At 60.2% G+C, this 14,638-nt stretch carries 15 protein-coding genes; 9 read left to right on the forward strand and 6 right to left on the reverse strand.

The features are described from left to right. Positions 1 to 49: 49 nt before the first annotated feature. The 8 genes from EX00_RS31445 to EX00_RS12315 all read left to right on the forward strand — a co-directional run bounded on the left by EX00_RS31445 (position 50) and on the right by EX00_RS12315 (position 9,130). The gene (locus tag EX00_RS31445; RefSeq protein ID WP_155294054.1) at positions 50 to 292 is read left to right on the forward strand and encodes a hypothetical protein; all 243 of its coding nucleotides are present in this window, start codon (positions 50 to 52) and stop codon (positions 290 to 292) included. Further along, positions 226 to 1,224: a LacI family DNA-binding transcriptional regulator gene (locus EX00_RS12285; protein WP_052210732.1), complete on the forward strand. Its 999-nt coding sequence runs from the start codon at positions 226 to 228 to the stop codon at positions 1,222 to 1,224. The genes EX00_RS31445 and EX00_RS12285 overlap by 67 nt, the downstream gene beginning before the upstream one ends. Before the next feature lie 69 nt (positions 1,225 to 1,293). Next, entirely contained in the window at positions 1,294 to 2,532 is a 1,239-nt protein-coding gene (locus EX00_RS12290; protein WP_047457889.1) for an ABC transporter substrate-binding protein, read from the forward strand. Positions 2,533 to 2,602: 70 nt separating this feature from the next. After that, positions 2,603 to 3,520 (forward strand): carbohydrate ABC transporter permease, encoded by a 918-nt coding sequence (locus EX00_RS12295; protein WP_047457891.1) that lies wholly within the window; start codon positions 2,603 to 2,605, stop codon positions 3,518 to 3,520. Next, positions 3,517 to 4,380 (forward strand): carbohydrate ABC transporter permease, encoded by an 864-nt coding sequence (locus tag EX00_RS12300; RefSeq protein ID WP_047457894.1) that lies wholly within the window; start codon positions 3,517 to 3,519, stop codon positions 4,378 to 4,380. Before EX00_RS12295 ends, EX00_RS12300 begins: the two co-directional genes overlap by 4 nt. 26 nt (positions 4,381 to 4,406) lie before the next feature. Then, positions 4,407 to 6,338, forward strand: coding sequence for a glycoside hydrolase family 127 protein (locus EX00_RS12305; RefSeq protein WP_047457897.1), 1,932 nt, complete (start codon positions 4,407 to 4,409; stop codon positions 6,336 to 6,338). A gap of 1 nt (position 6,339) precedes the next feature. Further along, positions 6,340 to 7,413 (forward strand): ABC transporter ATP-binding protein, encoded by a 1,074-nt coding sequence (locus tag EX00_RS12310; RefSeq protein WP_047457900.1) that lies wholly within the window; start codon positions 6,340 to 6,342, stop codon positions 7,411 to 7,413. A 100-nt stretch (positions 7,414 to 7,513) separates the two neighbouring features. Continuing rightward, entirely contained in the window at positions 7,514 to 9,130 is a 1,617-nt protein-coding gene (locus tag EX00_RS12315; protein WP_047457903.1) for a GMC family oxidoreductase, read from the forward strand. Positions 9,131 to 9,139: 9 nt separating this feature from the next. Here the strand turns inward: EX00_RS12315 and EX00_RS12320 are convergent, their stop codons facing one another. The 6 genes from EX00_RS12320 to EX00_RS12345 form a co-directional block, all read right to left on the reverse strand. Then, entirely contained in the window at positions 9,140 to 9,553 is a 414-nt protein-coding gene (locus EX00_RS12320) for a type II toxin-antitoxin system VapC family toxin (protein WP_047457906.1), read from the reverse strand. Continuing rightward, a complete protein-coding gene (locus EX00_RS12325; protein ID WP_047457909.1) occupies positions 9,550 to 9,798 on the reverse strand; it encodes a hypothetical protein in 249 nt (82 codons plus the stop codon). The genes EX00_RS12320 and EX00_RS12325 overlap by 4 nt, the downstream gene beginning before the upstream one ends. A gap of 76 nt (positions 9,799 to 9,874) precedes the next feature. Beyond that, positions 9,875 to 11,674, reverse strand: a complete 1,800-nt coding sequence (locus EX00_RS12330; protein WP_047457911.1) for an adenine deaminase — start codon at positions 11,672 to 11,674, stop codon at positions 9,875 to 9,877. An 18-nt stretch (positions 11,675 to 11,692) separates the two neighbouring features. After that, positions 11,693 to 12,325, reverse strand: coding sequence for a glutathione S-transferase family protein (locus tag EX00_RS12335; RefSeq protein ID WP_047457914.1), 633 nt, complete (start codon positions 12,323 to 12,325; stop codon positions 11,693 to 11,695). Beyond that, positions 12,325 to 12,987 carry a Rieske (2Fe-2S) protein gene (locus EX00_RS12340; protein WP_047457916.1) on the reverse strand — a complete coding sequence of 221 codons (663 nt, stop codon included), beginning with the start codon at positions 12,985 to 12,987 and terminating at the stop codon, positions 12,325 to 12,327. Before EX00_RS12340 ends, EX00_RS12335 begins: the two co-directional genes overlap by 1 nt. Continuing rightward, positions 12,984 to 13,220, reverse strand: coding sequence for a hypothetical protein (locus tag EX00_RS12345; RefSeq protein ID WP_234709012.1), 237 nt, complete (start codon positions 13,218 to 13,220; stop codon positions 12,984 to 12,986). Before EX00_RS12345 ends, EX00_RS12340 begins: the two co-directional genes overlap by 4 nt. Before the next feature lie 249 nt (positions 13,221 to 13,469). Between EX00_RS12345 and EX00_RS12350 the strand changes: the two genes are divergently transcribed. Beyond that, positions 13,470 to 14,591, forward strand: coding sequence for a BMP family ABC transporter substrate-binding protein (locus tag EX00_RS12350; RefSeq protein WP_047457919.1), 1,122 nt, complete (start codon positions 13,470 to 13,472; stop codon positions 14,589 to 14,591). The last annotated feature ends 47 nt before the right edge of the window (positions 14,592 to 14,638 follow it).

A 14,638-nucleotide genomic window follows, 5' to 3' on the forward strand; every position in this document is an offset into this window, starting at 1 on the left:
GTAGCGCATGCGTGCCTTGGTCGTACGGGTCTAGGCCCGCGTGAGGCTCGTGACGGCGCTGATCGTGACCCTTGCTAATCCGGAATGCCCCCTCGATGGGATCATCCCTGGATGCTTTTTCGCATGTGGGGTGCACAATCAAAAAATCTTGAGAAAAGCTTTTCTCATCTTGACTCTCGATATGAGAAAAGCTTTTCTCACTGCAAATAATTCGGGAGAGGACATCTGGAAAATCAGCGTGTCAGAAGTGGGCGGACGACGATTCACGATGTTGCCGCCGCTGCGGGTGTGAGTATTTCGACGGCATCGAAGGCGTTGAACAATACAGGTCGAATGGGCGACGAGACCCGTGAGCGGGTCAAGCGGGTCGCGACTGAAATCGGTTTTCGGCCAAATGCCTTGGCCAAAGGTCTGCTCAGCAATCGCAGCTTCACCATCGGTCTTCTGACCAACGATACCTATGGCCGTTTTACCCTCCCGGTGATGGCAGGCATTACGGAAGCGCTCGTGGATCACGGTGTCTCGGTGTTTCTCTGCACGATCGAGGATGATCCCGTTCTCGGAAAGGTTCATGTGGACGCCATGCTCGACAAACAGGTCGACGGCATCATCGCCTCGGGAAAGAGGATCGACCGCCGGCTGCCGGTGGATCTGTCCAACCTGTCCGTGCCGGTCGTCTATGCCTTTACCGAGGGGACGTCCGACAGTGTCACCTTCTGCGCTGACGATTTTCAAGGTGCAACGCTTGCCGTCGAATGGCTGATAGGCCTTGGCCGCCGACGGATCGCCCATATCACTGGCCCGGACAGTTTCGTCTCGGTGCGCGAGCGCGCCAGGGCCTATCGCGATCTCGCCGGCGACGCATTGCCGGTGATGTACGGCGAATGGTCCGAAGCCTGGGGGCACGAGGCCGTTGCTAGGCTGTGGAGCGCGTCCGGACCAAAGCCGGACGGCATCTTCTGTGGCAACGACCAGATCGCGCGAGCGGTCGTGGATGCGCTGCGTGAGCGTAGCGTTCGTGTGCCGGAGGATGTGTCCGTGGTCGGTTTCGACAATTGGGAGATTGTCGCCGCCCAAACCCGGCCTCCGCTGACCACGGTGGATATGAATCTCAAGGCGCTCGGGCGGGAAGCCGGGCTAACGGTTCTGGCGCTGGCGGAGGGACGCGCCGTCGAACCGGGGATCAGGACATTGCCGTGCGAATTGATCGTGCGGCAGTCGTGAGGGGGAAACCTCGAGAATTGACTGGTTGAGGAAAAAGGGCGGGAGAAACGCCCATGGGAGGAGAGAAACATGATGAAGCGACTTCTGGCCGCGACAGGCCTCATATCCTTATGCTTGATGACAAGTGCGTCTGCCGCCGAAAATATCTCGATGTGGGTGCGTTCCGGCATCGGCGATTCCTTCAAGAAGGTCGTCGAGGCGTATAATGCGGGCCACGACGACAAGGTTACCCTCACCGAGGTGCCCTTCTCCGAACTCGTGCAGAAATACGCGACCGCAATCGCCGGCGGTCAGGCCCCCGATGCGTTGTCGATGGACCTGATCTATACGCCGGCCTTTGCCGCGGCGGGCCAGCTCGAAGATCTAACCGACTGGGCCAAGGCCCTACCCTATTTCAACTCGCTCTCGCCCTCGCATGTGAAGCTTGGCACCTATGACGGCCATGTTTACGGCCTGCCGCTTTCCGTAGAGACCTCGGTCTTTGCCTGGAACAAGGATCTCTACAAGAAGGCCGGTCTCGATCCGGAAAAGGCCCCGACGACCTGGGATGAAATCGAGCAGAATGCCGAAAAGATTCGTGCGCTTGGCGGCGACACCTACGGCTTTTACTTCTCCGGCGGCGGCTGCGGCGGCTGCATGATCTTCACCTTCACACCGCTTGTTTGGGGTGCAGGTGCCGATATTCTTTCGGCTGATGGTAAGAAGGCGACGCTGGATACGCCTCAGATGCGCAAGGCGGTCGATATCTATCGCAGCATGGTCAAGAAGGATCTGGTTCCCGCAGGTGCTGCCAGCGATACCGGCGCCAATTTCCTCAGCATCAGCAACGGCAGGATCGGCCAGCAAACGATCGGCGCCTTCTCGATCGGCACGCTGATCACGCAATATCCCGATATCCATTTCGGCGTCACCCTGATCCCCGGCGTGGACGGAACCCCATCCTCCTTTGCCGGCGGCGATAATTTCGTCATCTCCAAGGGCACGAAGAAACTCGATGCGGTGAAGAAATTCCTCGAATACACCTATTCGCTGGAAGGCCAGAAGATCATGGCGAAATATGGCAGCCTGCCGACGCGCGGCGATATTGCCGACCAGGTGCTGCAGGGCCTTGATCCGCGCATGCAGGTGGGCCTGAAAGCCATCTCCGTTGCCAAGACGCCCTATACGCTGCAGTTCAACGATCTGATCAACAGCGCCAACGGGCCATGGGCCGGCTTCACCAACGCCGCGATCTTCGGCAACGATGTCGACACAGCCTTCTCCAATGCCCAGTCGGAAATGCAGTCGATCATCGACAACGCCCAGTAACAAAAGCGCTCGACCCACCGGGAGGCTTAAGGCCTCCCGGTCCTTCCCATCGGAACATCAGGAGCATTCCATGGCGAGCCCTGGAGCTATTGGAGCAGTGCGGCATCGCACACGGCGGCGACGTGCCAGCTGGCACGGATTTCTCTACATCGCGCCGGCCATGGCGCTCGTCATCGTCTTCTTCGTCGTACCCGTTCTCTTCACTGGCTGGATGAGCCTGCATAACTGGCCATTGCTCGGCAATCCGCGCTGGATCGGCTTCAACAACTACACCAGGATGCTATCGGATATCCGCTTCATGGCGGCCTTGCGTTTCACCGCCTATTACACGGTGATCGTCACCATCGCCATATTCGCCGTCGCCTTCCCGCTAGCACTCTACGTCGAAAAACAGCGGCCTTTCGTTGGCTTCTATCGCACCATCATCTTTCTGCCCGTCGTGGTCGGTCTGGCGACCGCTTCGCTGCTCTGGGTCTGGCTCGCCAATGTCGACAGCGGCTTCTTCTCTCCGGCAGCTCAAGCCCTCGGCCTTGTCGACAAGAAGCCGAACTTGCTAGCAGATTTCGACATGGCCTTTGCCACCATCGTCGTCATGGTGGTCTGGAAGATCGCCGGCTTCACCATGATCATCCTGCTGACCGGCCTGCAGGCAATCCCTTCCGAGCTGACGGAGGCCGCCCGCATCGATGGCGCCAGGCGCTGGCAGCGCTTTCGCTTCCTGACCCTGCCGCTGATGCGTAAGACCATCGCGCTTGCCTTGATCATCTCTGTTACCGGCTCGGTGCTCGCCTTCGACCAGTTCTACATCATGACCAGCGGCGGACCGCAGAACCGGATGATCTCGGTGGTTTATTACATCTTCAATCAGTCCTTCGTGTCCTTCAATCTCGGCTATGGGGCGGCACTGTCGATCGTTCTCCTCGTCATTCTCGTGCTGATCAGCATCGTCCAGCTCTGGCTGCTGCGCATCGGGGAGGACCGTCCATGAGCTCGGCAAAAGAACGTCGTGCACGGCGGAAATTATGGGGTGGCATCAGCTATCACAGCGTCGGCTTCATCATCGTCATCGTCTTCTTTGCACCCTTCGCAATCGCGCTACTGTCGTCATTCCGGCACGGCACGGAGGCGAGCCTGCCGCCATTGCCGCCGTGGCCAACCACCGGCTTCAGCCTCGACGCCTATCGTTCGCTCGATGGCTTCGGCGCCGGCGTGTTGCAGCACACGCTGAACTCGCTCTTGGTCTCGGTGGCGACGGTGATCCTGACGGTCATGGTCAGCCTGCTCGCCGGCTACGGCTTCTCCCGCTACAAGTTTCCGTTCAAGAACGTCTTCTTTGTCCTGATCATCGCGACGCTGATGATCCCGTTCCAGTCGATCCTGACACCGCTTTTCATCATGCTGGCGAAGCTCGGGCTCAACAATTCGCTCATCGGGCTGACGCTTGTCTATGTCACCCTGCAACTGCCCTTCTCGGTCTTCATGATGCGCAACGCCTTCGATGCGGTACCGAAGGAAATCGAGGAGGCCGCCCGCATCGACGGTGCACGGGACCTGAAACTGCTCTTCCGCGTGCTACTGCCTCTGGTGCTCCCCGGCGTGGCAACCGTTGCGATCTTCGCTTTTCTCAACGCCTGGAACGAATTCCTGGCCGCGCTAATCCTGCTTTCCAGCAGCGAGAAATTCACCCTGCCGGTGCTGATGATCGCTGTCCGGACCGGGCGGCTCGGCGCCGTCAATTGGGGTGCGGTCCAGGCCGGAATCGCCGTCATGACCATCCCCTGCGTCATCGTCTTCCTGCTTCTGCAACGCTACTACATGCGCGGCCTGATGGCCGGCGCGGTGAAATAAATACTCTAACGAAACGGGTTAACGCTATGTCAAACAAGCAAAATCGCCAATTCCGTCCCCTGCCCGTTCCCAACGTCGAACTGCATGGCCTTTTCGGTGCCCGTCAGGACGCAATCTGCAATTCGACGGCTGCAACCCTGCTCGATCGCTGTGTCGAGGCCGGTATGATCCAGGCGATCGACGTCGAACAGCCGAGCCCCGGCATCGTCATTCCGCTGCAGACATGGTCGGGCTCGACGCAGATGTTCTGGGACAGTGACCTCGGCAAGTCCATCGAGACCATCGCCTATTCGCTCTACCGCCGCCCGAACCCGGAGCTTGAGGCTCGCGCCGACGCCATCATCGACATGTATGGCAAGATGCAGGACAAGGACGGCTATCTGAACGCCTGGTTCCAGCGCGTCCAGCCGGGCCGCCGCTGGACCAATCTTCGCGATCATCACGAGCTCTATTGCGCCGGCCATCTGATCGAGGCCGCCGTCGCCTATTACCAGGCGACGGGAAAACGCGAACTGCTCGATATCATGAGCCGTTTCGCCGATTACATGATCACCGTTTTCGGCAATGGCGAGGGCCAGCTACGTGGCTATTGCGGCCATGAAGAAGTGGAGCTGGCGCTGGTCAAGCTTGCCCGTGTGACGGGCGAGAAGAAATATCTCAACCTTGCCAAATACTTCGTCGACGAGCGCGGCCAGGAGCCGCATTTCTTCACCGACGAGGCGCTACGCGATGGCCGCGACCCCGCGAAATTTGTGCAGAAGACCTATGAATACAATCAGGCGCATCAGCCGGTGCGCGAGCAGACAAAGGTTGTCGGCCATGCCGTGCGCGCCATGTATCTCTATTCCGGTATGGCGGATATCGCGACCGAATATAACGACGACAGCCTGACCTCGGCGCTGGAAACACTATGGGACGACCTGACGACAAAGCAGATGTATGTCACCGGCGGCATCGGGCCGGCCGCATCCAATGAAGGTTTCACCGACTATTACGACCTGCCGAACGAAAGCGCCTATGCCGAAACCTGCGCCTCCGTCGGCCTGGTCTTCTGGGCGAACCGCATGCTCGGCCGCGGGCCGAACCGGCGCTATGCCGACATCATGGAACAGGCGCTCTATAACGGCGCGATGGCCGGACTGTCGCTCGACGGCAAGACCTTCTTCTACGAAAACCCGCTGGAAAGCGCCGGCAAGCATCATCGCTGGACCTGGCATCATTGCCCCTGCTGCCCACCGAACATCGCCCGCCTGCTCGCCTCGATCGGCTCTTACATGTATGCCGCGGCAGATAATGAAATCGCCGTTCATCTCTACGGGGAAAGCAAGGCCCGCGTTCCGCTTGCAAGCGGCGTGACGGTCGAGCTCGCTCAGGAGACGCGCTACCCCTGGGACGGCGCTATTCGTTTCGAGGTCAAGCCCGACCGCAATGCCCATTTTGCCCTATCGCTGCGCATACCGGAGTGGGCCAATGGCGCGACGCTTGCCGTCAATGGGGCACCCGTAGACCTCTCCGCCATCACCGTCGACGGCTATGCGCGCATCGAGCGCGACTGGCAGGCCGGCGACACGGTCGACCTCAACATTCCGCTGATCCCGCGCACCCTGTTTGCCAATCCCAAGGTGCGCCAGGATGCAGGCCGCGCAGCTCTCATGCGCGGACCACTGGTCTACTGCGTCGAGACCACCGACAATGGTGCCGATCTCAACGGCATCTCGCTTGCCGGCGATCCAGCGTCGGCGCAGACGACGGAGATTGCCGCACTCGAGGGCGCTGTCGCACTCGACATTCCGGTAAAGCGCGACGAGGCTGACTGGGGAACGGATCTCTACCGGACAGCGCCGCCGCAAAGCCGCTCTACCACTGCGCGTTTCGTCCCCTACCATCTCTGGGACAACCGCGAACCGGGCGAGATGCTGGTCTGGCTCCGCGCCGATCAGCTGCAACGCGGAGCCTGATATGGGCAAGAACAGCATGAAGCTGACTGGGGTCCGCAAAAATTACGGCGGGCTAGAGGTCATTCACGGCATCGATCTTGAGGTCGAAGAAGGTCAATTCGTCGTCTTTGTCGGTCCTTCCGGCTGCGGCAAATCGACCTTGCTCAGGATGATCGCCGGGCTGGAGGAAGTGACGGATGGCGAGATCGCCATCAAGGGCCGGGATGTCACCGATCTCGACCCGTCTGAGCGCGGTATAGCCATGGTCTTCCAGTCCTACGCGCTCTATCCGCATATGAGCGTACGCGACAATCTCGGCTTCGGGCTGAAAATGGCCAGAACCGAGACTGCAGAGATCGAGGCGCGCGTTGGTGCCGCCTCGGCGATCCTCAAGATCGACCATCTACTGGAGCGCCGGCCGGGCCAGCTTTCCGGTGGCCAGCGCCAGCGCGTCGCCATCGGCCGGGCGATCGTGCGCAAGCCGGATGTCTTCCTGTTCGATGAGCCACTGTCCAACCTCGACGCGGAGCTGCGCGTCTCCATGCGCATCGAAATCGCCCGGCTGCATCGGGAGCTCGGCAATACAATGATCTATGTGACCCACGATCAGACGGAGGCGATGACGCTTGCCGATAAGATCGTCGTGCTCAAGGACGGCAAGATCGAGCAGGTCGGCAGCCCGCGCGAGGTCTATGAAGACCCGGCCAACATCTTTGTCGCCGGCTTCATCGGTTCGCCACGCATGAACATGATCGCAGCCGAATGGGGCTCCAATGGCCTTGCAAAAATAGCGGGTGGCGCGATCAAGACCGATCTACCGCAGGCCAGCCTCGCGTCCGGCGAAAAGCTGATGCTGGGGATGCGTCCGGAGCATCTGGTCGTCGTATCGGATGGTGATGATACGGTGCGGGTAAAGGTCGATTTCGACGAATATCTCGGTGGCACACGCTATCTTTATTGCCAGACGGAAGACGGCCAGAGCCTGATCGCCGAATATCGCGAGGGTCCGGACATCCAGCGCGGCGATATGCTTCACCTGCGCTGCGCGCCCGAAAGACGTCGCTACTTCGACGGACAGGGAAATCGGATGCGCTGAGGCGTTGCTCTGTCAAAGTGACGCGGCCTAATCGTTTGACCAATAACGAAAATTATGGCGATGTTTGCGCGGTTGGATTGGGCTGACCGGGGGAGTTTTTGTGGCGAAGACCTATGAATTCATTATCGCTGGTGGCGGCTCGGCGGCTTGCGTCGCGGCCATGCGGCTGGTGCGGGATTTCGGCTTTTCCGTGCTTATCATCGAGCGCGGGCCGCGCAAGACCGCCAAGCTAATGGCTTTTCCCGCCGGCTATATGAAATACCTCGCGCGCGATGATTTTCTGGAAATGCACCATACGGTTCCGCAGCCGCAGTTGGGTGGACGCGGCCCCATCGTTCCAGTCGCCAAGGCCCTCGGCGGCGGCAGCGCCGTCAACGCCATGGTCTACATGCGCGGCCAGAAGGAGGATTACGACGGCTGGGCAAATCATCTCGGCAACGGAACGGAGTGGTCCTACGAGGACATGCTGCCGCACTTCAAGGGCATCGAAGCCAATACGCGCTTCAACAATGAGTATCACGGCATCTCCGGCAATCTGCGCATCTCCGAGCCGCAGCACACCTGCGATACGACACAGGATTTCCTGTTGGCAGCACAGGGACTGGGGCATGCCTACAATCCGGATTTCAATGGCGTCCGACAAAACGGCGTCGGTATAATGCAGCATACTTACAGCCAATGGAACGGCAAGACCGAGCGTTCCGACGCCAAGAAAGCGTTTCTCGATCCACTTAATGGCGATCCACGCCTAGACATCATCACGGACGCCCGCGTCGATCGCATCGTCATTGAAAACGGCCGCGCGACAGGCGTTATCTACACACGGAATGGCGAGAGCCATACCGTTCGGGCGGAGCGCGAAATCCTTGTCGCCTCAGGCACCTACAACAGCGCCAAGCTGATGATGCTCTCCGGCATTGGCCCGGCCGACCATCTGCGAGAACACGGCATTACCGTCGCGCTCGATCTCCCCGGCGTCGGCGCGAATTTGCAGGATCATCATGAAGTCCCCGTCATCGCCACGACCAAGGGAAAGTCCGGCTATTTCGGCGAGGACAAGGGCTGGCCGATGCTGCGTAACGGGCTGCAATATCTGCTCTTCAACTCCGGCCCGGTGACGACGACAGGCATCGAATCCTGCCTATTCTACGACCCGGACGGAAGCGAACGGCCGTCGATCCAGCTCTATTGCGCGCCGATCGTCTATCTCGACCGTGATGTCTCTTCCGCCAAGCCGACCCACGGCGTCACCTTCACCTCCTGCCTCTTGCGACCGAAGGCGCGCGGCAGTGTCAAGCTGCGCTCGGCCAATCCCGACGATCAGCCCTTGGTCGATTGCAACTTCTTCGGTGATCCCGACGATCTACGTCTGACGCTCGCCTCGCTGAAGGTCGCGCGGCAATTGCTGGAGACGGAACCCTTCAAATCGAAGATCGCAGACGAGATCCTTCCCGGCCGGGCGCTTCAGAACGACGAAGCCCTCGCCAAATTCGCCGGCCAGACCGTCAAGACCAATTACCATCCATCCGGCAGCCTGCGCATGGGGCCGGACAGCGATCCGATGTCGGTGGTCGACGGAAATCTGCGCGTGCGCGGCATCGACGGTCTCAGGATCATCGATTGCTCGATCATCCCGTTCATTCCCTCAGGGAATACCAATGCCCCGGCAATGGCAATCGGCTCCAAGGCCGCTGAGATGATCGGGAAGGGCTATTGAAGCGCGGCGCTAAAATTCCCAGGGTGATATGATTTCGAGGCCCGTTGTCTGGAAATCAGGTAAATTGCGAGTCGCCAAGCGGCCGCCGTTTACGTGGGCGATGGCAGCGATCATACCATCCGCCGTGGACATTGGCCGCCCCTGTCGTTTGGCTACCCCCATGATCTCGCCATAAGCCAACGCGGCTTCCTCGGTTAGGCCGAAGATCCGATCTGCAAATCGGCGGCGCCATTCGGACAATCGTTGCTCCAGCCGTGCCGCACGTTGATCGGGTACGATCTTCTGAATACCGAAAGCAATTTCGGCAATCGCAACGGTCGGCAAGGCGATCTCCGCGTCATGCCGGTCGAGCCAGGCGATAACCGCCGGATCGGGCAGCTTCCGGAGTGTCTCGGATATGACGTTTGTATCGAGAAATATCACAGATCGATTCCGTGATTAACCTGCCGCCCTTCGCGAATGACGGCCTCCAGATCAATATCCTCGTCGTCGCTCATCGCCATCCGAGCATAGAAGGATGAAGCCGGCTCGCGGCCAGCCTCGCGAATTTCATAGGATTCGAGCGCGCGTTCGACGATATCCGCAATGGTGCGGTTCTCACGTCGGGCCAGCCGATGAGCAAGATCACGCGCCTTGGCGCTGCGGACAGATAGTTGCGGTTCAGCCATAGTGGTCTCCTATCTAACCAATATAAGCCGTCCCAATCTAGCCATCAAGATGGCAAGTGATGGCTAGATGGCAGAATCAAGCCGGTTCGAACAGCGGTGCGATCATCATTTCCGGCACGAGTACCAAGCCTTTATCGGTGATGCGGATTTCCGGAATGACGGAAAGCGGGATTAGGTTGAATCCCATATAGGGGATGGTGCAGCCGGCCTTTTCCCATTCGACCTTCAATGCTTTCACCTCCTCGGCAACCGCGTGCACACGCTTGTCGGAGAGCAGCCCGGCGATGGGCAATGGCACCATAGCTGTCACCTTGCCATCCATGACGACGCAGGCGCCGCCCTGCTTGGCTTCGATCGCATCGAGAGCGACCTGCATGTCCGCCTGATTGGTGCCGGCGACGATGATGTTGTGGCTGTCGTGCCCGACGGAAGAGGCCACCGCTCCCTTCTTCAAGCCAAAGTTGTTCAGAAGACCATGCGCGACATTGCCAGATGATTTGCCGTGGCGTTCGACCACCGTGACGAAGCAGAGGCCGTGACGGTCAAAATGCGCCTGCCAGTCATTGGCCGGCTCGAGTTCGACAGTCACATGACCGAGCATAATGCCCGGCAGTTCGGTCTTGATCGTATGAGCAATCACCGGTCCGGTCGGCAGTTCCGGCGTCAGTTTCAGGTTCTTCGGCAGTTTCACCGTATGGTAGGCGGCTTCCGGATAACGATAGGGACTGGACAGCGCGGCATCGAGAACCGGCGTGATCTTGCTGTTCTCCACTACCAATTCGCCGCCATACCATGTGCTCACCGGCTTCAGGTCGTCGGTCAGGAGCACGAGATCGGCCCGGCGACCGCCTCCGAGGCCGCCGATTTCGTTCTCCATGCCGAAGCGGGTCGCGCCATGCAGCGAACCCATGGCCCAGGCCTGCTCGGGCGTCATGCCGGCCACTACCGCCTGACGCGTCACCCAATCAAGACCGAAGAATAGCAGATCGTCGGCATCGCGGTCGTCGGTGCACACCGCAATGCGCTTGTGGGACGCGCCGAGTTCGGTGATGGTCTTGATCGCATGCGGCAGGCTATGCCACGCCGTCGTTGGCGGGCCGCCGCGCAAGAACAGCCAGATACCGGCCTCCAGCAGGTCGTCGGCAATCTCGCGGTCGATGGCCTCATGCGTATCGGTGACGCCGGATGCTGCGTAGGCGGCCACGAATTCCCGACCGTAGACATGACCCGAGACTGGGCGTCCGCGCTCCAGCGCTGCCGCAAGGATGGCATGGCTGCGCTCGTCGCCCATTGCCACGGGCACGAAATCCATCTTCTCGCCAAGTGCTACAGCTTCCGGCCATTTGTCGAACAGATTAGCGATCTTTCCCGGCGTCAGGTCGCCGCCGGCGGTTTCAAGCTCAGGTGACGTGGCCGGCACGGTACTCGGCACGGTCAGGAAAATCGACAGCGGCGCCTGACGGGCATCTTCCAACATCGCCTCGACACCGGCAACATCCATGACATTGCCGATCTCGTGGCTATCGCAGAAAATCGTCGTCGTACCGTTCAGAAGCGCGGCCTCGGCATAGGCGCAGGCGGTCACCATGCTCGATTCGATATGGATATGCGGATCGACGAGGCCGGGCGCGATGATCCCTCCCCTGGCGTCGTAGAATTTGGCGCTGCCGCCGCGATAACTGCCGGCCGGTTTGACCGCCGCGATGCGGCCGCCTGAGATCCAGATTTCCTTGTCGGCAAGGATGCGCTCGGAATAGGTGGAGAGCACGCGCGCGCTCTGAATGACCAGATCAGGGTCGCGGCGGGCCGAAGCAACGTCGGCGAGCGTGCGCGTCATGGTCGAGAGCGGCTTGACGGAAAAACGGGTGAGCGTCATTGGGTATCCAGTTCAAAATCAATGATAATCGGGAATGCCGGGCATGGTGCGGAAACCGTCGATGCTGCGGAAACGACGCAGCCAGCGGCGCAGGGCCGGATAGTCGTCGTGGTTGACGCCGTAATCGCGACTGAGCGCAAAGGACGGAAACAACGTCAGATCCGCAAGCGTCGGCCCATCTCCAACGAACCACTCGAGCCCGTCGAAGTGGCGGAGCGTCATATGGTCGTCCATGATGCGGAACGCCTTGCGGGCAGCGGCGCTGAGGACCGCTTCGTCGCCCGGCGTATCAAAGAGCGATTGCAGGCGCGCGGCAACGGCAGGTGCAAGCGCCGTCGCGGAGAAATGCAACCACATCGTCGTCAGGCCGAAATTCGCCGCCTCTTCCGGCAACCAGCGCTGCGCCGGGTCGTAAGCCTTGGCGAGATAGGCGAGGATCGCTTCCGTGCCATGAAGCACAAGGTCGCCGTCGGTGAGCACCGGCATGGTGCCGAGCGGATTGAGCGCCAGCATGGCCGGCTTGTTCTCCTCCTTACCCGGAAACATGTCGACGGCGACGGTTTTGTGCGGGAGTTCCAGCATGGAGAGCAGCAATCGAACGCGATAGCTCCCCTCGTCCATCTCGTAATTATAGAGCGTGATCTCCGCCATCAGGCGACCTCCGCCATATGCTCAAGATCGAAGCGAAGACCCTCAGCCCATTGCGCATAGTGCTTCTGCTTGGCCCCGGCATTGACCGCCGGCGAGCCGAGAATGACGATGTGAACGGCGGTCCTCTCCGGTGAAACGACCTGAATAGCAACCAGCAATCTGTCGGCGCCGGCCTGCAATATGCCGGCATCCCCAGCGAAAGTGCTCACGCCAGCCTTCTCCAGCGCGGCAAAGGTATCATCCGCTCCGCGCTCGACATAGAGGCTGCGCACCGGGGTAACGCCCATCGCCGCGTCGATATCCGGCAAGGAGGCCGCCGACGCCGTTGTCGCCCAGATGATCCCATATCTTTCCTCGGCGAAGTAAGTCGGCACCTTGATCGTCTGCGGCACCTCCAGGCTCGGATGCGCGGGAATGTAGCGACATTGCCCGGCGGTATCATACTGCCAGCCGTGGTACAGACAGGCGATGTGGTCGCCGCGGACGAAGCCGAAGCTCAGGCGCATGCCACGATGCGGACAGCGATCCTCCCAGACATGCGCCTTGCCGCTATTGTCGCGCCAGACAACGATCTCGCTACCATCAACGACGGCGCTCGCCGATGTTCCGGGCTCGATCGATGCCGACAGGGCGACAGGCACCCATCCTGCTTCCAGTTTCATATGTCACTCCGCTCGATATCAAGAATGATACAGTCATAAGGCCCCAGGCTGCATGCCATTTCGAAGGCGTCGACCAGATCTACCTGCCCTTTGACGGCGAGTGTCGCCGACATTGCATCACAGGCTTCCATCTCGATGTCCAGATCCAGCCGGCGGGCACGATGCTGCGCAAACTCGGTGAAACTGTCGCAGACCACCTGCCCTCGAAAGATAAATCGTGCCGCTTCGGTCATGTCGCGGAATGTCCGTTCGCCCTACCCATGCCCCACCTCGTGCATTAAAAATACTCACGATGCATAAAAAATATACATGCTTCACTTTTAGGCATTCTAGCCGTCCTCCCCATGAAAATTCAAGGGACTATGCGGCGCTGCCAACAAGCCATGTGAGCAAAGCACCCAGAGTGCTCTCTTGCAACTGGCATAATTGTTGCGTCGAGATCGCCTGGACGCGGTTGGCGTGCCAAACCAAAAGAGGATTTCATGATTGACTTGCGTTCGCTGTCCCGTCGCGGATTTTTGAATATGAGCGCTGCCGGCGCGGCCGCCTTGACGCTGCCCGCCGGCCTTGCCAGCCAGGCGCTTGCGGCGGCATCCTTTCCAGCGATCAAGGAAGAGGATGCGGTCGTCGGCTTCGGCCATGTCGGGCCGATTTCGGATGAGGGCTGGACCTGGGCACACCACCAGGGCCTGCTCGCGGTCAAGGCCGCCTATCCGAAGCTGAAAAAGATTCTTGAAGTCGAGAACATCCCCTATTCGGCCGACGCGACGCGCACTTATCGCCAGTTTGTCAGCCAGGGCGCCAACATCATCTTTGACACGTCCTCGAACGGTGATTTCCTGCATGCCGTCGTCAAGCAGGCTCCCGAGGTCGCATTCCTCGAATGCGGCGGCCTCGTCAACATGGACAATCTCGGCTGGTATTACCTGGCGCACTGGTATCCGACCTACGTCATCGGCGTTGCCGCCGGCCACCTGTCGAAGACCGGCAAGCTCGGCTATGTCGCCTCCTTCCCGGTCTCATCGGTCTTCGCCTCCACCAATGCCTTCCTGATGGGTGCCCGCTCCGTCAATCCGAATGCGACGCTGCAGACCATTGCCATCAATTCCTGGTTTGACCCGCAAGCCGCCACCCAGGCCGGCACGGCACTCATCGACAATGGCTGCGACTTCCTGTTCGGCATCATGGATGAAGCCGGCTACCTGCAGGTCGCCGAAAAGCGTGGCGTCTGGGCCGCGATGTGGAATACCGACGTTCGCCGTTATGGCCCGAACTCCTACGTTTCCTCGGTTCTCATCGATTTCAACAAGTTCTATGTCGATCAGGTCGCCAAGCGCCTTGCCGGCACCTGGGCGCCGAGCGACACGCTCTTTGCGATGGGCGCCGGCGTCGATCGTGACAAATGGGGCGAGAAGGTTCCGGCCGATGTCGCCGCGGCAGCCGATGCGGTGCGCGCCAAGATCATGGGCGGCTGGTCGCCGTTTGCCGGCGAGATCAAGGATTCAACCGGCAAGGTCCGCGTCGCCGCCGGCCAGGCGATGACCGACAACGATCTCTACACCTGGGATTGGTCGGTCGAAGGCGTCACGGGCCTGAGCGCCTGATAGATATCCTTGCCAATCAAGAACCTGGCCGGCGCGTCCGGCCAGAG

The sequence above is a fragment of the Martinezella rhizogenes genome, from assembly GCF_000799715.1.
Classification (GTDB): domain Bacteria; phylum Pseudomonadota; class Alphaproteobacteria; order Rhizobiales; family Rhizobiaceae; genus Rhizobium; species Rhizobium rhizogenes_C.

Excerpts from the sequence above, each read along its gene's own strand:
- EX00_RS12290 (WP_047457889.1), top strand. The coding sequence starts at position 1,294 with ATGATGAAGCGACTTCTGGCCGCGACAGGCCTCATATCCTTATGCTTG.
- EX00_RS12295 (WP_047457891.1), top strand. The coding sequence starts at position 2,603 with ATGGCGAGCCCTGGAGCTATTGGAGCAGTGCGGCATCGCACACGGCGG.
- EX00_RS12300 (WP_047457894.1), top strand. The coding sequence starts at position 3,517 with ATGAGCTCGGCAAAAGAACGTCGTGCACGGCGGAAATTATGGGGTGGC.
- EX00_RS12305 (WP_047457897.1), top strand. The coding sequence starts at position 4,407 with ATGTCAAACAAGCAAAATCGCCAATTCCGTCCCCTGCCCGTTCCCAAC.
- EX00_RS12310 (WP_047457900.1), top strand. The coding sequence starts at position 6,340 with ATGGGCAAGAACAGCATGAAGCTGACTGGGGTCCGCAAAAATTACGGC.
- EX00_RS12325 (WP_047457909.1), bottom strand. The coding sequence starts at position 9,798 with ATGGCTGAACCGCAACTATCTGTCCGCAGCGCCAAGGCGCGTGATCTT.
- EX00_RS12330 (WP_047457911.1), bottom strand. The coding sequence starts at position 11,674 with ATGACGCTCACCCGTTTTTCCGTCAAGCCGCTCTCGACCATGACGCGC.
- EX00_RS12335 (WP_047457914.1), bottom strand. The coding sequence starts at position 12,325 with ATGGCGGAGATCACGCTCTATAATTACGAGATGGACGAGGGGAGCTAT.
- EX00_RS12340 (WP_047457916.1), bottom strand. The coding sequence starts at position 12,987 with ATGAAACTGGAAGCAGGATGGGTGCCTGTCGCCCTGTCGGCATCGATC.
- EX00_RS12345 (WP_234709012.1), bottom strand. The coding sequence starts at position 13,220 with ATGACCGAAGCGGCACGATTTATCTTTCGAGGGCAGGTGGTCTGCGAC.
- EX00_RS12350 (WP_047457919.1), top strand. The coding sequence starts at position 13,470 with ATGATTGACTTGCGTTCGCTGTCCCGTCGCGGATTTTTGAATATGAGC.